This window comes from Olivibacter sp. SA151, from assembly GCF_054130995.1.
Genome location: NZ_CP096391.1, coordinates 5,913,753 through 5,938,423, shown reverse-complemented (window position 1 = coordinate 5,938,423; position 24,671 = coordinate 5,913,753). Strand labels below are relative to the sequence as shown.

Genomic DNA, 24,671 nt, shown 5'->3' with positions numbered 1-24,671 from the left:
AGCATTAACCAATGCTTAGACGATACTTTATGTCGTTCGTTTAAATATAGGAACTGTAGAACAAGGCTCACCGTACATAATACTTTTGGCAACTTTTGATAACTTATAAGCAAAGGTAACGAAGGCCGATTCCGGAATTTTTATGTCTCCGCAACCCTTTACTACTACTCGCTGGTCTCTGAACTGCTCTATGTCCAGATTGGATAAGGCACGCTCAAATAATATATCTTCAAAGGTTTTTTTGTCCCCGAAAAAAAGCTCATTTACATAAGGTTCCAATTTATTAGCCAGAAGCATATAGGCCCATGTAGGAACGATTGCATCTGCACTGCAAGTAATCAGCACATTTTTACCTGCGTATTTAGACCAGTCGTTTTCTTTTACAAAGGCACGAAAATCCTTTTCACGTAAAATAAGTCCCTGAAATAAATTGTCTTTTATATCGTAAACGGCTACTTCAGCTTTTGATTTGAGTGATGCTAAATCAAAGGTTAGCAGACCACTGTTTGCAACCCTGTTTACTATGTTTTCTTGAATTTCCATACCCCTCGAATAAATTACAAAATTCCTCTATTGCCACTAATGTTAGGCCGTCTTAAAATAAAAAATCCGGATAGTATGTTATAGCTATCCGGATACAAAGGTATGAATAAATAATTTTAGTAGAACCTCACACGATTATCCTTAATGTCTGCTTTATCTAATAAAGCTTGGAAGGATTGGTTGGAAGCCCGTTGTCTCAGTTGTTGTCTAACTTGTTGCTTTTGTTGATCAACTTTATCTAAGGCAGGAGGATTTACGAAGTCAGTAACCTGTACCACATATACACCTTGATTTCCTTCGATTGGCTTAGATAGCTGCTTCGGTTGTAATCCGAACACCGTTCCTACCACTTTATTCTCCTGTGCAACCCCCGGTAATATCGGGTTTGCAAAAACGATGTTTTGTTCTGCTTTCGGTGTTTTTCCAACTTTTTGTGCTATCTGGTCAATTGATTTTGCGCCTTGAAGAGCATCGTTCAACTTCTGTGCTAGCTTTGTGGCCTTTACCTTATTTAATACTGCCGGCTCGATTTCTTTCTTCACATCCTCCAAAGACAACTGTCCTTTGGGGCGAATATTAGTCAATTTAGCAATCACATATTGATTGTCAAGCTCGTAGACCTTGTCCGTTAAATCGCCTTTTTCGGCTTTGAAAGCCCACTTAATCACTTCCCTTGGTGTTTCAAGGTTAGGCAGATAGCCTTGCATGGGCGTAATGTTATCCGCATGTTCTACGGTCAAACCAGCCTTTTTGGCCTCTTCAGCAAAGTTTTGGCTATTTGCTTTTCCAAAGAAGTCGGATGCTTTGCTATAAGCTGCTCTTAACGTCTCATTGCTGCTACTCACGCTTTTATCGATAATAGCTGCCTTTACCACTTTAGACATCCCTTTTTGTGCATCTACCTTAATGATATGCACACCATATTGTGTGTTTAGAACGAATACATCACCTGGTTTTGCATCAAAAACAGCATTTTCGAAAGCAGGGATCATGCTGCCTCTAGCGAATGTACCTAATTCGCCGCCATTATCTTTTGTCCCGTCCGTACCAAATTCCACTGCCAGTGCAGCAAAGTTACCTCCTTTTAGAATAAGGTTTTTGATAGAGTCTGCTTTTGCCATGGCCTTATCGACTCCGCCTTCTGTTGCAGGATTTAATAAAATATGGCGTGCGGTGACCGAATCCGGACTATTGCGTACATCCAATATTTTTGCAGACTCGTAGACACCGTTCGAATATACAGGCCCTACAGTTGAACCTTTAGCCGCGCTAAATACCAGTGAATCCAAAGCAGGGCTCAAGGTTCCTTTCTTTATGTAAGAAACGGGTCTCTTTTGCTCCGAGTTGGATACAGCAAACAACGAGTCATTGGTAGACTTGGCCAATTCTTCCGTTAGTTTAGTAATCGTTTCCTTGGCTAAAGCCGTATCTTGTGCGGTTGGTTGCGCATTAAATACAACGTAGTCAAAAGAACGCGTTTCCATCTGATTCTTGAAAGCGGCCTTGTGTTCGTTGTAGTAATTTTGATAATCAGCGTCCGTTAACTTGATGTCTTTGTCGGGTATGGAAGCATAATCTAACAAAACGTAGCTAAAATTGGCAATTTTATTCCGTTGATTATAATCTTCGGTTGCTTCTAAGGAAGTTACGTAAACACTGTTTTGTATCAGGTTGTTATATTTCTGCTGTAGACGGTTATCTCTCATGGCTTCCAAAAAAGTACCCCACTGTCTACTTAGCTCGCTATTTGCAGGTTCTTTTGCAACATTGGCAAGAAATTGGTTCAATTGATTGCGATCTATTTCTCCGGTCTGTGGATTGCCGAAATTCTGCGCAATCATCGGTGATGGATTTTTACCGGTTACCATATCTTGCAACTCGTTCTTTCCTACACCCAGACCAATACGCTCGAGTTCTTTGTCGAGTAATAGCCGTCTTAAGTTTTGATTCCATGCATCTTCAACCGCATAGGATGTCATTTGTGGACTCATATTGCCCCCCATTTGCTGGCGCATATTGTTGATGCTTTGTTCCACTTGATTATTGAAATCCGTATACGATATAGATTCGCCATCTATATTACCCACCTCATTTTGATGAGATGCCCAAAACGGGGTGCCGAAGCGGATAACGTCGCCTAATAAAAATGCTACGATTGCTAAACCGATAATTACTACAATGATTATTCCCGCGCGGTTTCGCAAAAAGGTCATTAATCCCATATGCTCTTTATACTATTTTGATTGAAGGTTTTAAGTTCTTTATTATAAGTATTTAAAATAAAAATTCAACAAATTTTTAAATGAGGGCGCAAGATACAATTTTTAACAATAAAAAAAGTATTTGCGATGGAGTATTGTCATAATCCATCACCTTCTTTTAAATTGTATACTCCCCTTGCCCCGTTTATTTTCCGGTGTTCAAAATTTTCATCAGCCTCGAAGAAGTTCCCTTCCAATATACTTCCATCAGGACTGGTGATGGTCAATGGCAGTTTATTGAAGAAAATCCGTTTATCGTTATCCCAAAAAAGTTCTTCCGATTTGAAGATCGTTCCATCAGCCATGGTAACAACCACGTTATGCCTCAATTCGACCAGGTTTTTCTTTTCAAAGTATAGACCATATTTAGAGGTGACTCTTCTCTCCTCTTTTTTGTTTTTATCATAAAAGATCAAAAGCACATCTTTTGGGAACTCGTAAAAGGGACTATCTACATTATGCTTAATCATTTTGCTGGAAATCAACTTAGCTTTTACGACCGCCGAATCACTGTAAATGACGGTAACACCATAAGAGACATCAATCGGTTCTTCAGCATTAATGTTCGCTATGCGCTCGACATCCTTTAGGTCATTTTCGCAAGAACATAGGAATAAGACAGCAAAAAACAACGAAACCATGGTTTGTTTAAAAACCATGGCTTGTCTTTTTTGGAACCTATAGATTAATTGATGAGTCACCAAATACATTTCATTTGCCCCATTCTCTTTGCTTAGTCGTATCGATACCGTTGGAACCAACGATCGTTCAACATAAAGGAAACGGTAAAATTAAAATACCTTTCCTTAACCAGGTTATTGGTTAGGGTTCCTCTTTGTCCGTATTCCGCTGTCAGGTTGATTTTGTAATAAGCTTGAATACCCGACTGTGCCCGGATGGGAAGCCCTAAGCCCAGACTAACGGCCATATCCTTTATGTCTTGCCCGTTTAGATTTAAATAGGTTTTATCATAGCGTAATCCGAAACGGTAATCAACCACGTTCCAGTAGCGAATAGAAGTAATATCAGGAGTCCATTGGCCTCCAAGGCTAGCCCCGTAACTGTCTTTGAATTTCGTTTGATCGTCCAGGACAGATCCATCTTTATAATCGGACCACTTAGCATAACGAAGATCAGCGCCTAGTAACCATTTATTAGCACGGTTAATACTGAAGCCAAAGCTATGGCGCATAGGGAGTGTTATCTTTTCTTCATTACCAAAATAAGAAGATACGGTATCCAAAACCGAATTGATCGTACCGTCAGATATATTGCTCGATATACGTGTTACAATTTCGGAAGCAGTAGAATTAAGCTTAGTGCCCAAACTGTTGGTATAGCCAAGTGTTAGGAGCGTTTTTTCATTCAAGGTGGTGTGATATTGAAGGCCTAAATCGTAATTAAAGCCGTTAATATCCCGTTTATTCTCAATTCTCGAATTAGTAGCTCCTAGTTGGTTAGGATATTCGATTCCACTAATATTATTTAGTTTTCCGAACAAATACGATACATTCGCTCCCACACTGAAGTATTTGCCGATCTGTACCCCGTATCCAATATAAGCTTTACTGAGACCGCCTTCACCCGCAAAAGCTCTGTTCGCCCGTGTTGTATCTCCGGAGCCGAATGACATAGGCGAGGCATAGTTATAGCCCATATCCGAAAAGGGCATAAGGCCAAAACTAAAGGCAGAACGCTGACTTAAAGGAATGGCAAAATTAATATGATTTAAAGCAAAATTTCCGCTTGCTTCACTGTTTCCTCCTTTTTCAAGGATGGTTCTGTTCATGTAAGCTCCGATATCAAACGTTGATAGGCGAATGCTGGAATAGGCGGCCGGATTGGCTACGTTAATATTGCTATAGCCTCCTAAACTACGCACCCCTGTTGACAGTCCACCCATTGCCCTGTATTGCGGTAATTGGTCGCCCCTTAAAGCGCCTAGCCCAAATGCCGAATAAGGTGAGCTGCTGTTCGATTGTGCACTAGCGGTTGCACTAACGCATATTCCAATGATATAAAGGTATTTCTTAATGTGTAATCTCATGCGGATCTACTGTTCATGAAGCTATATATGTCAATTCAAGACTGCAAAGCTATTTATTTTTTAGTTGTGAAGTGGGGTGTTTTTGTTAAAAAAGGTTAAAACAAACAGTTTTACTTGGTTAAAAAAGTTGAAAGTATAAAATGGCAATGACTAAAATAGCGTATACGCTTTCATAAAACCAACTGGTTTTCGCGAAATTAAAATAGTAGGCCATATAAATAGAGATAGGCGGTGCGCATATTAAAAAATGATATTGCGGTGCATCGGCTTTCAAATAATAAGAGAAAATGCCGAACAGAAACATAAAAAACAGCAATTGAAAGGATTTTCTTACATGGACAATGCTTTTATAAAAGTTTTCTCTCAGGGTATTTAAAAAGAGAATCAAAACCAGGGCCAAGGGCATTAACACCCAATAATCATAAAGCTCAATATGAAATGATGTGGGAATTGGGTTGGTTAAAGGCTTCCAGATGGCGTAAAAATCATTAATGCGATCCTTCCAAAGATAAATGATGCCCAGTAAAAAGTAGATGGTTATAAAGCCAAGCAGTCCGGCAATCCATTCGCGCCAATCAAAAGGTCTGAAAATAATGAGTGCTATCCATAAAAGCAAGAACATGAGGATGAAAGGAAAATAGAATAAGGTTCCGAGCGCAACCAACATGCCTAAATCGTATAGGGTAGATTTTACTTCCGCACGATGATAGGTTTTCAGCAATTTATCGATCATCCAGATCAATAAAAAATTACAGATGAGTGTAGGAGTTAAAGCGAGAAAGGGCAGTAAAAGACTGGCGGTTGTTACGTACATTAACGCAGGCAAAAAAGTGGGTCTACCCAGTAAATTATGATTGTCGACGATCCGATTTAATAACAGCGCTTGCGCAATGGTAATCACTAGGGTGAGGAGAATACTTGCTAAAGGCGTAAATGTTAAATCGTTTGCGTTTTTCACAAACGTCATAATAGCTTGCTCAAAAAGAATCGGATGGAACGATTCCGGCATGTGAATAAAAGCCCCTATACAAAGGAAGCAGGCGATGATTATTAAAAATAGAAGATTAGAGGGAGTAAATTTTCTAAATAAATTGATCATTACCTGTTTTGCTTTTTACCTATCTGTATAGAACTACAATATTAGTGTAATCAAAGTAAAAAGTAAAAAGTAAAAGTAAAAAGCTGTCACGTTAGAAGGATATCCGTTGAAAAAGGAGAGACAGACTTCAAGCATTGGGGATTCTTAATCTTCAGCTTTCAATAGCGCCAACAACTTGTTTACGTTCAGTTTTTCATTTAGGTCTTCACTTTCAAAAGGATCAATCTCCTCTGATGCAGTATTTGCCATTTCATCTTTGCTGTAACGGTAAATTTCCCACTTACCTTTGTTGTATTCCAAGGCAGTCAGGTTCTCAACCCAGTCGCCGGAGTTTAAATAAGTAACCGTGCCATTTTCTGTTTCTATTTCCTTTATTTCCGGTTGGTGTATGTGGCCACAAATCACATATTGATATCCCTTTTCAATGGCTAGCTCGGCAGAGATCGTTTCGAAGTTGTTGATAAACTTAACAGCATCTTTAAAACTTGCTTTGATTTTCTTGGAAAAACTCATCTTTCCCCTGCCCATTTTAACTAAACACCAGTTTACAAAGCTGTTAAGCAAGATCAGTGAATCATAGCCAATGGCACCTAAGCGTGCTAGCCATTTTGAGTGCTGCATGGTTACATCAAAGATATCACCATGGAATATCCAGGCTTTGCCGTTTGATAACGGAAGTACCAATTTATTGCTAAGCTGCAGAGAGCCAAGATTGAAATCAGCAAATTTTCGAAGCATTTCATCGTGGTTGCCCGTCAGATAATGAACAGGGATACCTTCGGCCACAAATTTGAGCAGCTTACGGACCACTTTCATATGGCTTTCCGGCCAATAACGTTTGCTAAATTGCCAGATATCAATGATATCGCCGTTTAATATGATTCTTTCAGGTTTAATGCTCTTGAGGTAATTTAGGAGCTCTTTAGCGTGACATCCGTAGGTCCCAAGATGAACATCTGAGATAACCACCAGCTCTATTGCACGTTTTGACATCAAAGTATAAACTTTGTATACAAAGTAACATTTATATTGTTAAGTTGCTGTTAATTAGTTGTTATATTTCGTTTGCATCGGCTCTTCGATATCAACTTTTTATGCCTGACGCTTCCAAATTCATATCCATTATTTCATTTAGCCGAAAAATTGGTTCCATAATCCGACCTTTTGGAATTGATGGCGCTGATTTGTCAAACTACTTTTGTGTTGTAAAAACAAATTAATAAGAATCATTAAGCAGCAATTTTTTTGGATAGAAAGACGCTATCAACTTCTTAGTAACAATAATGAGAAAAACTTACAATTAATTTTAAAAACATGAAAAAGGCAATTAAACTGAGTACATTTATATTAGCTGCATTAACTTTGCTTACATTTTCTGCTAAGGCGCAAGACCGCGAAGGCTTTCGTCTAAGCGTTGGACCGGAGTTTGGTTTACCGGTAGGAGATTTCGGAGATGCTTATGATTGGAGCGTGGGAGGTTCAATACAAGCTGAATACCCGATCCTGAAAAATGATTTATACGTAACCCTGAATGCAGGATTCAGTAATTTCTTTGCAAAAGATTTCAATGGCATTTCCGGCGAAGACTTACAATTGCTTCCTGTAAAAGCAGGCTTGAAATATTTTCCTGTCGGGAACTTTTATGTTCAAGGCGAGGCTGGGGTGTCTTTCTTAACAAACAAAGACGATATAGGCGCCACTAAATCTGCTACATTTGCCTATGCACCACAAGTAGGCTATCAATTCAATTTAGGTGGTAAAAGCTACTTGGATGCGGGTGTACGTTTTCAAGGTAATAGCAAATTTACAGACAATGGAAGTAGCAATAACTTCTTTGGTTTACGGATAGCTTATGGTTTCGGTTTGTAAGAACCCCTAGATGCTTAGTGATTTTTGTTTATTTTAAATTTGGCCTGTTTCCTTTTGGAAACAGGTTTTTTTTGCCTGTTTTTGACATTAAACCTATGTTAATATGATATTCAATTTACCTTGTTACGATAGGATATGCTTTGCTTTGCATGATCAAAAGGTAATATATGAGCAATTCCTTAAATAAATTAGTAATAACTGAGAAGAACGATCCTGCTTTCAACTCCGCAGTGGACAAAAACCCCCACTTTATTGTCATGCAGGCTAACCGAAATACCTTAACAAGTTTATCTAATTTTCATTTACATGAATACATGTCTCTTATTCTAAATGTTAGAGGAGAGGGAATAGTCAATATAGAAAATTATTCATTTAAGCTAGCCCCGGGGACGCTGTATCTTATTAAACTGACACCGGCAACAGTGTTTGAATCACTGACAGCCGATATCCAGAGCTATATTATTCTTTTTAAGAAGGATTTTATTATTAATGCAGTTTTTCAAGAGCCATTGATTGAAAATGTATTGGTGAATGGTTTTGATGAACCCGCTATATGCACGTTAACTAAGCCTAATTTTGCTACCATTCAGATAACTTTCAAGCGACTACATCAAGAATATCACAACAGTAAGTTGTTTCGCGACAAGATGTTGCGACTGCTGTTTATTGAACTTCTTCTGGAAACGAGTCGCGCCAGTACGCATGTTTCGGCCAAGGCACTGACTTTGCCTTCGCGGCAGCAGCAGCTGGTCAATAAATTTAAACGACTTATTGATGATCATTTCTTAACCAAAAGAACTGTTCAGGAGTACGCGGAGCACCTTTTCGTGACCGCAAAATATCTCAGTGAAGTGGTTAAAGAGTATACAGGAACAACGGCATTGTATATGATACACAGCAGGATCATGGAAGAGGCCAAATATTGGTTAACCACGTCAGACCTAAGTGTTAAAGAGATCGCCGGTAAACTTAATTTCGACACAAGCTCGCATTTTAGTCGTTTCTTTAAGCATATCGCCGGATATAATCCGACTGCGTTTCAGCAACTTTACAGTTTGCAATATGCGAGATAGCACGAGCGCAATTCGTTTCAAAGCTGTGAAGAGTCTGTAATGAAGGCTAACTAGGTCATTCGCTATCAATAAAAGGCAAATAATTCTTATCTTTGCACCTTAAAAAACATTAAACGCCGTTTGCAGCGGTATCAATGACATATGAAAGCATATCAAACCTTGCTGTATTATTGTTACAGCCCAATCGAAAACGCAGAAGAATTTGCCGAAAACCATCTAGCTTTTTGTAAGTCTTTAGGACTTGTCGGACGTATTATTGTGGCAAATGAAGGACTGAACGGAACAGTATCAGGTACACCGGAAGCATGTCAAGCGTATATGGATGCCGTGCATGCTGATCCTCGTTTTGCTAAGACAGATTTTAAAGTGGACGAGGTGGATGAACCTTCATTTGTTAAGATGCATTGTCGGTATAAACCGGAGATTGTGCATTCGGGATTGAGAGACCCGCATATAATTGATCCAACAAAGAAAACAGGTGTACATTTAGAACCCAAGGAGTTTCTTGAAATGAAGGATCGGGACGACGTAGTGGTATTAGATGTTCGGTCTGATTACGAACATAAAGTTGGCCATTTCAAAAACGCAGTACGTTTAGACATTGAAAACTTTAGGGAATTTCCGGAAAAGATTAAGGAACTTGCTAAGTATAAAGACAAGAAGATCCTTACCTATTGTACCGGCGGAATAAAATGCGAGAAAGCATCCGCTTTACTCTTGCATGAAGGTTTTGAACAAGTATACCAATTACATGGAGGGATTATAAAATACGGGAAGGAAGCTGGCGGAAAAGACTTTGAAGGGAAATGCTATGTTTTTGACAACCGTGTGGCGGTCGACGTGAACACCGTAAATCCCTCAGTCGTATCTACTTGCTTTAATTGTGGCACACAAACCACTAAGATGATCAATTGTGCCAATCCTGAATGCAATGAGCATTTTACCCAATGCGACGAATGCGGATGGAAGATGGATGGATGTTGTTCAGATGCGTGTAAAGCACACCCTAGAAAAAGAGAGTACGACGGAACGGGATATTATGTCAAAATTCCACAAACTGTCAATCTCAGCAAAAGAAAACATAAAAAATTTCCGGCAAAGACCTAATTTAGCCTGTATGCGCAACAATTGGTCGTTTTCTTTTAGCCTATTAGTTCTGTTGCTTCTTAGCCTTTCGCTTAAACCGGCAATGGCGCAGCCAAGTAGGCCAAGAATCGGAGCGCCTGTTGCTAAACAAACAGTTGCTATGGGCGATGTCCATTTTGCCGGTGCGCCTCTTGTCCAAAATTTCAGTAAAACTTTCTACCAGGCGGGGAACCAGAACTGGTCGGCAAGCTACGGGCCCGACGGGCGAATGTATTTTGCCAATAGCGATGGTTTGCTTTCTTTTGACGGGCAGCATTGGGATCTAAATACCATGCCGCGCAAAATTTTGGTGAGAGGTGTTGCTGTTGGAAGGGAGGGGGAAATATATACCGGCGGATTTGGCCAATTCGGTGTATGGGAAAGAAATGCTTTCGGTTTGCTGGTATACCGCTCATTAAGTGATCAACTGACGGAAGCGGACAAGGTCAATGACGAAATTTGGAAGATTTATGTTGATGATGAGCAAGTGCTTTTTCAATCCTTTTCTGCCATCTATACCTACAAAAATGGAAAGTTAAGCGTATTAAAGACAAAAGACCCTTTTTTATTCTTATATCAAGTTAATGGACGTTATTTGGTAGAAATAATATCAAAAGGCTTGTTCGAGTTCAAAGACGGAAAGCTCGTAAAACTTTTAGATAAACAATTCTATGGAAATTCAATCATTCTTTCCATACTTCCTTTCACATCCAATGCCTTGCTTATTGGTACGGCCAAAAGTGGTTTGTTTATCTTTGAAAATGGAGATGCTCGGCCCTGGATCAACGAAGCAGACGTAGCGCTAAGACAATACCAACTCAATAATGGGCTGAAAGTACTTGGAAATCAATATGCTTTCGGGACCATTTTAAATGGGGTTTACATACTTGACCAAGCAGGGAAGCTCATTCAGCACATAAACAAAAGCAATGGCCTGCAAAATAATACCGTTTTAAGCTTACAGTCGGATGCGTTTCAAAATATATGGGTTGGTTTGGACAATGGAATCGATCGTATAGAAATCAATTCACCTATTTATTACTTTGACGATCGCGCGGGGATCTTAGGTACTGTTTACACCTCGAAAATCTACAAAGGCAAACTCTATATCGGGACTAATCAGGGACTCTATTACAGTAATTGGCCAGCCAACAATAATCGTTTCGATTTCCGACTAGTAGAAGGCTCACAAGGACAAGTTTGGGAGCTCTATACCCTAGGCGACGAATTGCTCTGCGGTCATAACAATGGAACTTTTCGGGTCGAAAACGAGCGGCCACACTGGCTATCAACGGTTACCGGAGGCTATACTTTACATACCTTACAAGGGAAGAGTGATAGCCTGATACAGGGAACCTATACGGGTTTAGCTCTTTTTAAGAAGAGTAATAATCGTTGGACTTTTGATCGGAAACTAGGGAACTTCAACGAACCTGTTCAATACCTCGAGCAGATAAGTAACAACCGATTCTGGGTAAGTGGATACAAAGGCCTGTATGCTGTCCAGCTAAATAATGAAGCTACCCTTGTTCGGCATCAAAAGAAATATACAGAGGATGATGGGTTACCTCAAAGTCCGTATGTCAACGTATTTAATATAGCCGGTAGAGTCGTTTTTGCAACAGACTCCGGGTTTTATTTACATGATGAGATAGCGGATCACTTTCATGCTTATACCCAACTGAATGAACGCTTGGGTACCTTTGCCAATGCAAACAAGGTAATGCCGGCTGCGGGTGGCAAATATTGGTTCATTCGTAAAGGACATTTGGCGTTGGTTGGTTTTGGTGATGGTGGCAAAGTCCATATTGATTCTACTGGTTTCACGGTGTTGAATAACCGTATGTTGAGTTTTTATGAAAATGTAAACTTGCTCACGCCAAACCTATCGTTAGTTAGTTTAGATGACGGTTTCGCGCTTTATAGAAAAGTCACCGGATCCCCGCAACAACAAATTGCCCCGCCAATTATCCAGAAGGTAGAAGATATTGCTGATAGTACAGCCAAACCAATCGCATTTTATCAATCGAGCGAAATTATTTTGGAAGCCAAACAAAATAATATACGTATTACTTTCGCGTTGCCCTATTTTTCTACCAATACCATTCAGTTTCAATATCAACTGGAGGGAAACTCAAAGAACTGGTCGGCCTGGAGCAGTATCACTCAGAAGGAGTTTACCAATCTTTCACCGGGTAAATACATCTTTAGGGTAAGAGCAAATGTAAATGGTTATGTAACGTCGGTCAGTGCACTTTCTTTTGAAATAAGTGCCCCTTGGTATAGAAATAGCTTGGCCTGGATAGCCTATGCGTTGCTGTTTTTGCTGCTGCTTTACGGCGTTAGACGTTATTACTTATATAAGCTTAAAAGGCATCGCGAGGAAGTGCAGCAAAAAATGTTGCATGAGCAGGAGGAGCGGTTACAAAAAGAAATGTTTGAAAATGAGCAGCGACTTTTCAGGATGAAAAATAGTCAATTGGAAAAGGAGCTTGCGAGCAAAAATAGAGAATTGGCCAATTCAGCCATGAATATTGTCTATAAAAATGAGTTGCTGAATAATGTACATGATGAGTTGCTTCAATTGAAGGACGGAGATGGACGCAGGTTATCAAGTGATCAACTAAAAAGGATCAGCAAGATTATAGACGACGCTCGGAGCGATGAGCGCGATTGGAATCTCTTTGAAGAAAGTTTTAATGAAGCGCACGAGAATTTCTTTAAAAAGTTAAAAGCCAACTATCCCGAGTTGGTACCTAATGACCTAAAACTGTGTGCGTATTTGCGAATGAACATGTCAAGCAAGGAAATTGCTTCCTTACTTAATATCACCACTCGAGGAGTTGAAATCAGAAGATATCGATTACGGAAAAAATTAAACCTTGGGCACGACCAGAATCTTACCGAGTTTCTAATGGATGTGTAGTGGCCCTCTTGTTTTGGTATATCCTTATAGACCCTATTAGATGTAAGGTAAAACACTACATCATTACCTCATCAAACACTTCGTGTATTAAGTACACACTTACCGATAAATATGAGAGGTGATGTATCAGATTATTTATTTGTTAATCAGCGTTTTAAAAAAATATAATCCAGAAATGAGCAAGTGGTTTTACGCTTGATGTATTGATGTAGAGTCTCTTTTTTTCCAAATTTTAAAACAATCGGGCAACTTTGTTTTGTTAACCACTAATGAGGGTGCGCTCACTTAGGAGAGTAAAACCCAACTATATTAAAGAGACAATTTATAACCAATCAAAAAAGCTATGAGGTACAGATTTACGTACTGCCTAATGGTTTTATTTATTTTTATCGCAGCGCCATCTTTCGCGCAGCAGGAAATAACCATTCAAGGTAAGGTAACAGATTCGCTCGATGGAACAGGGATTCCAGGCGTGAGTGTATTAATCAAAGGGACGGGTAAAGGGACCCAGACGGACGCCAATGGTAACTATAATGTCAAGGCACCGTCGAATGCCACCCTAACATTTAGTTTCATCAGTTATCGAAGACAGGAGATAGCCGTAAACAATCAAACCACCATTAATGTTACCTTGGCCAGTGAGAGCGAGGTATTGGATCAAGTGGTAGTTGTTGGTTACGGTACACAAAAGCGGAGCCAGATTGTCGGTTCAGTAAGCTCCGTTAAATCAGAAGAAATTACCAAACAGCCCGTGTTGACAGCGGCACAAGGCCTACAAGGAAAGGCATCAGGCGTACAGATTAACGCTTCGGGACAGCCTGGTTCGCAACCGCAAGTAAGAATCCGTGGGGTAGGATCAATTACAGGGAACCAAAATCCGATTTATGTGGTAGACGGTGTAATTACGGACGATATTACGAATATTAATAACTCGGATATCGCTTCCATTGAAGTGTTGAAAGATGCGTCTGCTCAAGCAATTTACGGTAGCAGGGCTGGTAATGGTGTGATATTGGTTACTACAAAAACCGGTCAAAGTGGTAAAATGCAAGTGAATGTAAATGCTTACGCTGGTTTTCGAAACATGACTAGCAAGGTAGATATGGCTGGTGGTAGAGATTATGCGATTTATACCAATGAAGCGATCATTAATGGGACACCCGTGGGAGAAGAACCTGAATTGTTATTCGATCCGAATAATTTGCCTAATCAAACCACTGACTGGATGGATGCCGTAACTCGCCAAGGGTTAGTCCACAATTATGACGTAAGCGTGAGTGGGTCGTCAGAAAAGACAACGTACTACTTTAGTGCAGGTTACTTTGGCGATCAAGGTATTCTAAAAGGATCAAAATATGATCGCTTTAACGCAAGGGTAAATAATGAGTATAAGTTAGCTCCAATTCTCTCTGTTGGTCATAATCTTACCGTAACCTACAGCAAGTCGAATAATATTCCCGGAAGTGTTTTTGCGTCAGCCTACCGGATGTCGCCTGCGGCCTCTATCTATAATGAAGACGGTAGTTATGGGTATCAACCAGGGTTAAATGTTGGAAACCCTGTAGCGACGATTAATTATACCAATGACTTTACCAATACGTTACGTTTGCAGGGAAATGGCTTTATCTCTTTAAAACCCGTGGAGGGTTTGACTTTACGAAGTGATTTTAATTTCGATAAGACAAATGGAGATGGTCTTCAATATGCTCCTGTGTACACCGTTTTCAGTGCGCAGCAAAATAATCGCTCGAGATTAAATGTATTGGATAACAACCGCTTCTATTACATTTGGAATAACCAAGCTACTTACAATAAAACTTTCGCGGAGAAGCACGAAGTTAACGCCACCGTAGGCTATTCCTTTGAAAGAGACCGTGCAACAAGGTCAAACGTTCAAGTATTAGATGTCCCTAATCAACGAAATCTATGGTATATCAGTCAAGGAGATGTATCGACAATTACTATTGATCCAAACAACAATATTAATGGCGGTGATTTGGTACGCCGCCAATCCATTTTTGGAAGATTAACATATACCTATGACGGTCGATACAACATTAGTGGTTCTTTGCGTAGAGACGGGTCAAGTTCATTCCCTGTCAATAATAAGTGGGGAACTTTTTACTCAATTGGTGGTTCGTGGAATATCGGTGAAGAGAACTTTATGAAGGATCAAGATTTATTTGATTATTTACGGCTAAGAGTTGGGTACGGTAAAGTTGGAAATGACATCAGTATTTCAGGGAATAACCTGGCAGCTTTATTAGGCGTTTCTCAAACAGGGTATTATCCTTTTGGTTTTCCTAATTTTGATCCGGTGCTTGGGATCAATTATAATCAAATACGGGATGCGGGCGCTTCGTGGGAAACGACAAAAGGAGTAGATGCTGGATTGGAGTTCGGTATTATTCAAGGAAAGTTATCTGGAAGCTTTGGATATTACAATAAGTTGACCGACGCCTACGTTCCGGTAACAATTCCTTCGCTCTTCGGCGATGCAGACAGAGTTGTCTATACACAAGCAGCTCGTGTTCGGAACAGAGGATTTGAAGTTGCCTTGAATTGGGATAATCGGGTAAACGACGATTTCTCCTATCGATTTGGCGGAAATGTTACTTTCAATAAAAATATCGTCGACGAAGTTACTGGAAACCTAAGGTTACAGGGAGGAAGTCTTGGCAATGGACAAATTGTTACCATGACCCAAGTAGGCGAACCCGTGGGCAGCTTTTGGGTTTATGAAGTGACTGGCCATGATGATCAGGGGAACTTTACTTACCGAGACGTAAATGGAGACGGTACTATCGACGACAACGATCGTGTGTTTGTCGGGTCTTATCAACCAAAAGCTTATTTCGGATTCAATGCGGGTGTGAATTATAAACAGTTTGATCTGTCGTTTGATCTCTACGGAAACTTAGGAAACAAAATTTTCAATGGTAAACGCGCTGTACGATTTGGCAATGATGCGGTAGAACAAGAAGTCTTTGCTAATCGCTGGACACCGGAAAATCAGAACGCTTCTGGGCCTGCTGCATCCAATACTATTCCTCGGCCCTCTACATATTATGTCGAATCCGGTAATTTCTTGCGAGTAAACAACATTACATTAGGCTATACGTTTGACAATCAAAAATGGACATTCTTAAAAGATAGTAAGTTACGTGTGTTTGCAACTGCACAAAACCCGTTTGTATTCAAATCTTATAGCGGATTTACTCCCGAAATTGGAGGTGCAACCTCAGGAAATATTTCCGATGCTGATCGGCGTAATGCGGGCTCGGCAATTAATTCAGGTATCGAATTGGATGTATATCCAATTTATTCAACCTATATGTTTGGTTTAAATTTGACATTTTAAGATCATGAAGAAATTCATCCATCATATCAGTATACTAACTGTCCTTATTTTAGGTATAGTTGTATCCTCATGCAGTAAAGACTGGTTAAATCCCGCTCCCGAAAATCAGGTTTCGGGCGACGATTCAACATTTACTAATCCCCAGAATGCTCAACGCTTCGTCAATTCAGCTTATACCAACCTCCTTACTTGGGATCAAAGTTCCTTTGCTTGGATCGGCGTGACAAGTATTACTTCTGATGATGCAGACAAAGGAAGCTCGCCAGGTGATACCGGATCCGATAAAGACCAATTGGATAACTTCACTTTTAGCGCGTCAACTCCATCCTTTTATAGTATGTGGAGCAGCAACTATTTAGGTGTAAATTATTGTAACCGGGCTCTGGAAAATGTTCCACAATTTTCTATAGAGGAGGCTTTGAAAACTCGATATGCTGCAGAAGTACGTTTTCTGAGAGCATACTATTATTTTAACTTGGTAAGAATGTTTGGAAACGTCCCAAAAATAGACCGTGTTATAGATTACGAAAATGTCGAAGAACGTGAAACAGCATATACACAGTTACCAGCTGATTCAATTTATGCATTTATTAAGAGCGATTTAGAATTTGCGTTGAACAACTTGCCGAAGAACACCGAATATGCTGCGCAGGATTTGGGACGAGCTACCATGGGTGCGGCTGCAGGTCTGTTGGCAAAGGTGTCTATGTACAGGAAGGAATGGAATCGTGCTTATTCCTTGACGGATAGTATTATCAATGGGGCCGTGGGAGCTTATGGATTAGTAAACGATTATACTACTATTTGGAGAGAGTCGGGGGAAAACTCTTCCGAATCCTTATTCGAAATCCAAAGCAGTGGATTGAGAAATAGCAGTGTTCAACAATTTAGTCAAGTGCAAGGCATCAAAGAGGGAGCCTTTAATGTGCCTTCTTCACAAGTATTTCAAGGATGGGGGTTCAATACGCCTAGCGCTGATCTGTATAACGCTTATAGTGAAGGTGATGTGAGACGGGATGCGACAATCATCAGTGTAGGGAATACACTTTTTGACGGAGTGCGCGTAATATCGGCATTTAATCCAAGATATAACTACAAAGCTTATCAAAGCATTTTAAAGGAAACGTATGGAGGTAGTACTGATTACTCGAATGTGAACATTCGGATTCTCCGTATGGGCGAAATATACCTTATCCGGGCCGAAGCGGCTAATGAGTTAGGCAATACTTCTGTAGCGTTATCTTCGGTAAACGCGATTAGAGCGAGAGCAAGGGGAAACAACCCAAATGCAGTACCTGATATCCAAGCCGCAGGTCAAGATGAACTTCGTCGGTTAATCTGGAATGAAAGACGGCTCGAAATGGCGATGGAATTTGACCGTTTTTTCGACTTGGTTCGCACCGGTCAAGCAGGAGCTATTTTGAGGGCGCAAGGTAAGCAGTTTGTGGATGGCAAGCATGAGCTATTTCCAATTCCTCAAAACGAGATCATTGCTAGTGAAAATAGATTGCGGCAAAATCCAGGCTATTAATTCGACAACTTGCAAATCTGGAAGTCTTACCTTCCAGATTTGTTGATACCTTCCTTCAGATACAAACGAATCTGTCTGAGTTACTACACCAAAAAAATGTGTAATAGCTTGGGCGGGCTTCATCACCAAAAACAAACATCAATGAAAGTTTCTTCTTACGTATTATTATTAGCAATTCTGTCTCTTTCCTTTTCCTGCTCTCAGTCGCCCTCTAATAAAGAAGCGCAACAATCAGAAGAAAAGATGGATACACTTTCCAACGATTCCTTACTGACGCTTGTACAACAACAAACCTTTCAATATTTCTGGGAGGGTGCTGAAAAGACGTCTGGCTTAGCACGTGAACGTATTCATCTAGACGGTGTGTATCCGGAGAATGATCAAGATGTGGTAACCATTGGTGGGGGTGGTTTCGGTGTTATGAATATTTTGGTCGGAATGGAACGTGGTTTTATTACCCGTCAAGCCGGAGTACAAAGACTAGAGCAAATTGTTAATTATCTGGAGAAAGCAGATCGTTTTCATGGTGCATGGCCTCATTGGTTGCATGGCCCTACCGGTAAAGTAAAGCCCTTTGGCCAAAAAGATAATGGCGGCGATTTGGTAGAGACAGCCTTTATGGCGCAAAGCCTCCTATGCGTACGACAGTATTTGGCGGGGGGCAATGAGCAGGAGAAAGCGGTTGCGGACAAAGCGGATCAATTGTGGAAGGAAATCGATTGGAGTTGGTATCGTAAAGGTGGGCAGAATGTATTATACTGGCATTGGAGCCCTGAATATGGCTGGGAAATGAATTTTCCAGTAACGGGCTATAACGAATGCCTGATTATGTATGTGCTGGCAGCTGCCTCTCCTACGCACAGCGTACCTGCCGCGGTATACCACGAAGGTTGGGCAAAGAGTGGAAAAATTAAAACCGATGCGGAACAGTACGGACATAAAATCGTTTTGGACTTTAATGGACATAAAGGAACCGTTGGACCTATGTTCTGGGCTCATTATTCTTACTTGGGATTAGATCCGAGAGGATTGAAAGACCAATACGCCGATTATTGGGAACTCAATAAGAATCAAACACTCATTCAACGCGAATATTGCATCGAGAACCCCAAACATTTTAAAGGCTACGGCGCCAATGCTTGGGGTTTAACTGCGAGCTATTCGGTAAAAGGTTATGCCGGGCATAGCCCCAAAGAGGATTTAGGTGTAATCAGTCCAACGGCAGCCTTGTCTTCTTATCCTTATACGCCTGAATATAGTATGCAAGTCATCCGTTATCTTTATGATCAATTAGGCAGTAAAGTATGGGGAAAATATGGATTTTATGATGCTTATAGTGAAACGGACAATTGGTTTCCTCAACGTTATTTAGCGATTGATCAAGGACCGATACCTGTCATGATCGAAAATGAACGGAGTGGATTGCTTTGGAATTTATTTATGAGTGCTCCGGAAGTAAAGGAGGGATTAAAGAAATTAGGTTTTTCAAGTAGTCAACATACTTTATAGTTATGAATTATCAGTTGTTAGCCACCAGAGGTGTTACCCATTGGCCGATTATTAGAAGGGCAGTTTTCGTTTTTTTAGTATTCGGATTAAACCTCCAGGTACATGCGCAACATCAGCAGACCTATTGTAACCCGCTCAATCTGGATTATACTTATATGATCTACAATGCCCATAACGATATTTCTTACCGTTCGGGCGCTGATCCCGCTGTTGTTAAATTCCGGGGAGAATATTATATGTTCGTTACACGGTCAATGGGTTATTGGCATTCTACCGACTTAACAAACTGGAATTTTATTACACCGGAAAAATGGTACTTCCAAGGCTCTAACGCTCCGGCAGCACACAATTATAAAGATTCTGTACTTTACGTGACCGGGGATCCTTCGGGCTCTATGAGCATTCTTTATACAGATAATCCAAAAAAAGGAGATTGGAAAGCGGTTCCTGCTATTTTAAATGATTTGCAAGACCCGGATCTTTTTATAGATGATGACGGCCAGGCTTACATGTTTTGGGGATCTTCTAATAAATTTCCGATCAGAGCGAAAACGCTGGATCGGTATAAGCGGTTCAGGCCTTCAGAGAAAACTTATGAGCTATTTAATTTAGATCCGGACAGACACGGATGGGAGCGCTTTGGCGAAAATCATCAAGATACGGTTCTCGGAGGCTATATCGAAGGGCCATGGCTAACCAAATATGGTAACAGGTACTATATGCAGTATGCTGCACCGGGTACGGAGTTTAATGTCTATGGTGATGGCGTTTATGTCAGTGATCACCCGCTCGGCCCCTATCGTTACGCGCCAAATAACCCCATCGCCTATAAACCGGGAGGCTTTGCCAATGGCGCCGGACATGGTAGTACGGTATTAGGATCAGAAAATCAATATTGGCATTTCGGATCGATGGCCGTTTCAGTCAATGTGGGATGGGAGAGGCGCATCTGTATGTTTCCAACCTATTTTGATGATGATGGCTTAATGTATACTAACACCCGTTTCGGCGATTATCCGCACTATGCTTCGGGAAGCCCGAAGCAAGGTGAATTCACGGAATGGATGTTATTATCCTATCATAAACCTGTTTCCGTTTCATCAACTGCGGGGGAGTTCAATGCACAACATATCGTAGATGAAAGTATAAAAACTTTCTGGCTTGCGGCAGCGAATGATGATAAACAATGGGTGCAGATCGACCTCTTGAAGCCGGCAGCGGTACATGCTGTACAAATCAACTATCATGATTATAAATCGGATATGTATGGACGGATTCCGGGCCTTAAGCATCAATATATCCTAGAAGGGTCATTGGATGGAAAGAATTGGAAAGTGATTGTTGACAAACGGAATAGCCTACAGGATGTGCCGAATGAATATGTTTCTTTAGCTTCTCCGGAACGTATTCGATATGTCCGTTATAAAAATATACACGTGCCGACTCCCCACCTCGCTATTTCCGGAATACGTGTTTTTGGCAAAGGTGAAGGGAAAAAACCTGCTAGGGTCAACAACTTCCAAGTAGAGAGGCATCAAGATAAAAGGGATGTTACCATAACATGGAATCAACAGAAAACCGCGCAAGGCTATAATGTCTTATGGGGTATTGCACCAGATAAACTATATAGCGCATGGATGGTATATGATAACAATAAACTGAATATGAAGAGCTTGACAACTGATCAAACTTATTATTTTGCCATCGAAGCTTTTAATGAAAACGGTGTATCTGAAAGAACGAAGGTACAGGAAGTGAAATAAAGCGATTAGCTTTTAGGTATTAGCTATTAGTTAACGCCTAAGACCTAACAACTAGTAAAACATGAACAAACTAATCATACCAAGCATGGCAATTGCGCTGATGATGGCAGTACCATGTACAACACAAGCACAGCGAAAGGTGGATAAGAAACCCACATTGGCGATCAAGCCGACAGATAAAAGCAAGATGAAGGCTTTTATTGATGAATTGATGGCCAAGATGACCGTTGACGAAAAGATTGGCCAGTTAAATTTGCCCACCGGAGGAGAAGCAACTACGGGATCAGCGGTAAGTACTGATCTGGAAAGCAAAATCAAAGCGGGTCAAGTGGGAGGTGTATTTAGCTTAACTACGCCTGATCGCGTAAGGAAAACACAGGAATTGGCTGTCAATCACAGTAGACTGAAGATCCCATTAATATTCGGACAGGATGTGATACATGGTTATAAAACACTTTTTCCAATCCCCTTGGGGCTTTCGGCGACTTGGGATTTGGCCTTAATTGAAAAGACAGCGCGCATTGCCGCAACGGAAGCGAGCGCCGATGGCTTAAATTGGGCTTATTCCCCAATGGTTGATATTTCACGTGATCCGCGGTGGGGGCGTATTTCCGAAGGAAGCGGCGAGGACACGTATCTAGGTTCGCAAATTGCTGCCGCCATGGTGCGTGGTTTACAGGGTAACGATCTGGCAGCGAATAATACCCTGATGGCCTGTGTAAAACACTTTGCCCTATACGGTGCCGCTGAAGCTGGGCGCGACTATAATACAACGGATATGAGTTTGCATCGTATGTATAACGAATATCTTCCATCCTATAAGGCCGCAGTGGACGCAGGGGCGGGCAGCATTATGACGTCTTTTAATGATATCAACGGCGTACCTGCTACCGCTAACCACTGGTTATTAACCGATGTGCTACGGAAACAATGGGGATTTAAAGGGATGGTCGCTACCGACTACACTGCGATCAATGAATTGATTGATCATGGTTTGGGCGATCTGCAACAGGTTTCCGCTTTATCCCTTAAGGCCGGTGTTGATATGGATATGGTAGGAGAGGGCTTTTTAACAACCTTGAAGAAGTCGTTACAAGAAGGGAAAGTCAGCGAGGCCGATATTGATCGTGCTTGTAGAAATGTATTGGAAGCCAAGTATAAACTAGGGCTTTTTGATGATCCGTATAAATATTGCAGTGAGGAACGTGCAAAGAAAGAGATCCTAGCAAAGGAACATTTAGATTTTGCACGTGAAGTAGCGGCACAATCTTTTGTGTTGTTAAAGAACGAAAATAATGTCTTGCCTTTGAAAAAATCGGGGACTGTAGCTTTAATCGGTCCACTGGCCAATACCGGAAGCAATATGCCGGGGACATGGAGCGTCAATGCGGATCTAAAGAATACACAGTCATTACTGGAAGGTATGCAGGAAGTGCTAGGGTCGAATGTGAAAATACTCCATAGCTTGGGAGCCAACCTGTTGGAAGATGCTGCCTATCAAGAACGGGCTACGATGTTCGGTCGGGAAATTCCCCGAGATAATCGCTCGGAAGAAGCTTTGATACAAGAGGCGGTAAAGACAGCGCAACAGGCGGATGTGGTGGTGGCCGCATTGGGAGAAAGTTCTGAAATGAGCGGAGAAAGTTCGAGTCGTACGGACCTGAATATCCCTGCCGTGCAACAGCGCTTACTCGCAGCTTTATTGAAAACAGGAAAGCCGGTGGTATTGGTGGTTTTTGCCGGTCGACCACTTACACTCACTTGGGAGCAGGCCCATGTACCTGCCATTTTGAATGTATGGTTCGGTGGTACGCAAGCTGCTAAAGCCATTACCGACGTGTTGTTTGGTGATGTCAACCCTTCCGGTAAGATCACAGCCACTTTTCCTAAAAATGTAGGACAAATACCAATTTATTATAGCCATAAAAACACCGGTAGACCACTAGCGGAGGGAAAATGGTTCCAAAAGTTCCGCTCCAATTACTTAGATGTGGATAATGAACCGCTCTACCCCTTTGGTTACGGTTTAAGTTATACCTCATTTGCTTATAGCGATATCAAATTAAGCAAGAACGCGTTCAGTGCGGGAGATTCCTTAGCGGTATCGGTTACGGTGACCAATACAGGGAAGATGGCCGGTAAAGAAGTGGTGCAATTATATACGCAGGACTTGGTTGGCAGTATAACCCGTCCGGTTAAAGAACTTAAAGCGTTTCAGAAAATTGAACTAAAGGCAGGCGAGCGCAAACAGGTGGTTTTCCATCTTTCTGCAGAAGATCTGAAGTTTTATAATGCCGACTTGCAGTATGTAGCAGAACCGGGTGATTTCAAAGTTTTTGTGGGAGGCAATTCGCGCGATGTGAAAGAGGCTCAGTTTAAGTTGCAGTAAAGTCAGTTTATTATTAGCTAATTAGCCAATGTGATCATTAGCCGATTAGCTAATACTATCGATTAGGTATGCTGGCGAGCGAATTGATCGCACGAACTTAGCATTACCTGGCTCATGCAAAGTTACTGCTACTTGCAATCGTCGTATATATAGCATTGATAATTCATCCTTCATAATTCCTGCCTACCGGCAGGTAGGCATCACTACAAAACACCGTTCATCACCAACAAACTACAACTTATAAGACCTGTAGCTTTTTCAAATCCTATTCCGTTATGTAGGTTGTGTAAAGAAAGATAAACTAAACAAAAAAGGAATATGAAAACGAAAAATTACTTTGTCCTCTTGATGATGTTGTTTGTGGGAGGATTAACTTTTAGTGCGTGTAGTAACGATGATGACGGTTATACCTACTTACCTCAGTCGGCTGTACAGTTCGTGAATGCTTATCCTTATGAGGAGGCATTGGGCTTTAAAATGGACGGATATACAGTGAATCGACAAGGGAAAGTTGATTATGGCATGTATTTACGATATCAACCCTTTGGTGTAGGAACTGGAAAATTTAGCGCAGGCATCTCCGGAACAGATGAATCCATAGTTGATAGTACGATTACACTTAAAGATAGCACTAGTTATACTTCTATCGTATATGGCACAGAGGAGGTAGCAACCAGCATATTGGTAGAGGACAAGAGGCCAAGTGATTTTGATCAAGGAAAGGCTTACGTTCGTTTCTTCAATGTAGCAGATAATACAGTTGCTATGGATGTTAATTTAATCAACGCTAGCCAAACCACTGAAGTTTTTACCAATAGAGGATATGATAATCAAACAAGTGCTACCGCCAATCAAGGTTTCATAGCCGTTTCCGCGGGAATATATACAATTCAGTTTACAGATGTAAACGGAACAGAGTTAGCTAAGCGAAATGAAACAGCTGATCTGAAACAAGGTGGATTTTATACCATTATTGCTAGAGGGATAAAAGATAATACCTCTACCCCGTTGGCTGTAGGGTTGGTGTCCCATTAGTTTTATCAATTAAACAAAGCATACAACCACTCGCCGAGCAAATAACCAAAGCGAAGCGATAGGGCAATGATTAATAAAATAAAAGCCAATCCAAATGCATATTTGTAGATTGGCTTTTTTAGTTCTTCTTTTAATCTGTC

At 40.9% G+C, this 24,671-nt stretch carries 16 protein-coding genes; 10 read left to right on the top strand and 6 right to left on the bottom strand.

The genetic code is table 11. The annotated features are described in order from the left end of the window. Positions 1 to 27: 27 nt before the first annotated feature. The 6 genes from M1D52_RS24250 to M1D52_RS24225 form a co-directional block, all read right to left on the bottom strand. Entirely contained in the window at positions 28 to 543 is a 516-nt protein-coding gene (locus tag M1D52_RS24250; protein ID WP_013664700.1) for a DUF2480 family protein, read from the bottom strand. A 116-nt stretch (positions 544 to 659) separates the two neighbouring features. Then, positions 660 to 2,765 (bottom strand): SurA N-terminal domain-containing protein, encoded by a 2,106-nt coding sequence (locus M1D52_RS24245; protein WP_013664701.1) that lies wholly within the window; start codon positions 2,763 to 2,765, stop codon positions 660 to 662. Between the two features lie 137 nt (positions 2,766 to 2,902). Then, positions 2,903 to 3,463 (bottom strand): LPS export ABC transporter periplasmic protein LptC, encoded by a 561-nt coding sequence (lptC, locus tag M1D52_RS24240; RefSeq protein ID WP_013664702.1) that lies wholly within the window; start codon positions 3,461 to 3,463, stop codon positions 2,903 to 2,905. Positions 3,464 to 3,537: 74 nt separating this feature from the next. Then, positions 3,538 to 4,851: a porin family protein gene (locus M1D52_RS24235; protein WP_013664703.1), complete on the bottom strand. Its 1,314-nt coding sequence runs from the start codon at positions 4,849 to 4,851 to the stop codon at positions 3,538 to 3,540. A gap of 118 nt (positions 4,852 to 4,969) precedes the next feature. Beyond that, on the bottom strand, positions 4,970 to 5,950 hold the full coding sequence (locus tag M1D52_RS24230) for a DUF6427 family protein (protein WP_013664704.1): 981 nt from the start codon (positions 5,948 to 5,950) through the stop codon (positions 4,970 to 4,972). 144 nt (positions 5,951 to 6,094) lie between these two features. After that, on the bottom strand, positions 6,095 to 6,943 hold the full coding sequence (locus tag M1D52_RS24225; protein ID WP_437394163.1) for a UDP-2,3-diacylglucosamine diphosphatase: 849 nt from the start codon (positions 6,941 to 6,943) through the stop codon (positions 6,095 to 6,097). A gap of 321 nt (positions 6,944 to 7,264) precedes the next feature. Between M1D52_RS24225 and M1D52_RS24220 the strand changes: the two genes are divergently transcribed. The 10 genes from M1D52_RS24220 (at position 7,265) to M1D52_RS24175 (ending at position 24,531) form a co-directional block, all read left to right on the top strand. Further along, positions 7,265 to 7,819 (top strand): outer membrane beta-barrel protein, encoded by a 555-nt coding sequence (locus M1D52_RS24220; protein ID WP_130854570.1) that lies wholly within the window; start codon positions 7,265 to 7,267, stop codon positions 7,817 to 7,819. 167 nt (positions 7,820 to 7,986) lie between these two features. Continuing rightward, positions 7,987 to 8,892, top strand: a complete 906-nt coding sequence (locus M1D52_RS24215; RefSeq protein WP_437394164.1) for a helix-turn-helix domain-containing protein — start codon at positions 7,987 to 7,989, stop codon at positions 8,890 to 8,892. A gap of 141 nt (positions 8,893 to 9,033) precedes the next feature. Beyond that, complete coding sequence (gene trhO, locus M1D52_RS24210) at positions 9,034 to 9,999, top strand: oxygen-dependent tRNA uridine(34) hydroxylase TrhO (protein ID WP_013664708.1); 966 nt, start codon at positions 9,034 to 9,036, stop codon at positions 9,997 to 9,999. Beyond that, complete coding sequence (locus M1D52_RS24205; protein WP_457941741.1) at positions 9,881 to 12,943, top strand: ligand-binding sensor domain-containing protein; 3,063 nt, start codon at positions 9,881 to 9,883, stop codon at positions 12,941 to 12,943. The genes trhO and M1D52_RS24205 overlap by 119 nt, the downstream gene beginning before the upstream one ends. A 343-nt stretch (positions 12,944 to 13,286) precedes the next feature. Beyond that, positions 13,287 to 16,304, top strand: a complete 3,018-nt coding sequence (locus M1D52_RS24200) for a SusC/RagA family TonB-linked outer membrane protein (protein WP_437394165.1) — start codon at positions 13,287 to 13,289, stop codon at positions 16,302 to 16,304. Positions 16,305 to 16,308: 4 nt separating this feature from the next. Then, positions 16,309 to 17,835 carry a RagB/SusD family nutrient uptake outer membrane protein gene (locus M1D52_RS24195; RefSeq protein ID WP_130854567.1) on the top strand — a complete coding sequence of 509 codons (1,527 nt, stop codon included), beginning with the start codon at positions 16,309 to 16,311 and terminating at the stop codon, positions 17,833 to 17,835. A gap of 141 nt (positions 17,836 to 17,976) precedes the next feature. Continuing rightward, positions 17,977 to 19,344, top strand: coding sequence for a glucoamylase family protein (locus M1D52_RS24190; protein WP_437394166.1), 1,368 nt, complete (start codon positions 17,977 to 17,979; stop codon positions 19,342 to 19,344). A 2-nt stretch (positions 19,345 to 19,346) separates the two neighbouring features. After that, a complete protein-coding gene (locus tag M1D52_RS24185) occupies positions 19,347 to 21,107 on the top strand; it encodes a family 43 glycosylhydrolase (protein ID WP_437394167.1) in 1,761 nt (586 codons plus the stop codon). A gap of 61 nt (positions 21,108 to 21,168) precedes the next feature. Then, entirely contained in the window at positions 21,169 to 23,496 is a 2,328-nt protein-coding gene (gene bglX / locus M1D52_RS24180; protein ID WP_437394168.1) for a beta-glucosidase BglX, read from the top strand. A 318-nt stretch (positions 23,497 to 23,814) separates the two neighbouring features. After that, positions 23,815 to 24,531, top strand: coding sequence for a DUF4397 domain-containing protein (locus M1D52_RS24175; RefSeq protein ID WP_013664715.1), 717 nt, complete (start codon positions 23,815 to 23,817; stop codon positions 24,529 to 24,531). Positions 24,532 to 24,671 lie beyond the last annotated feature (140 nt).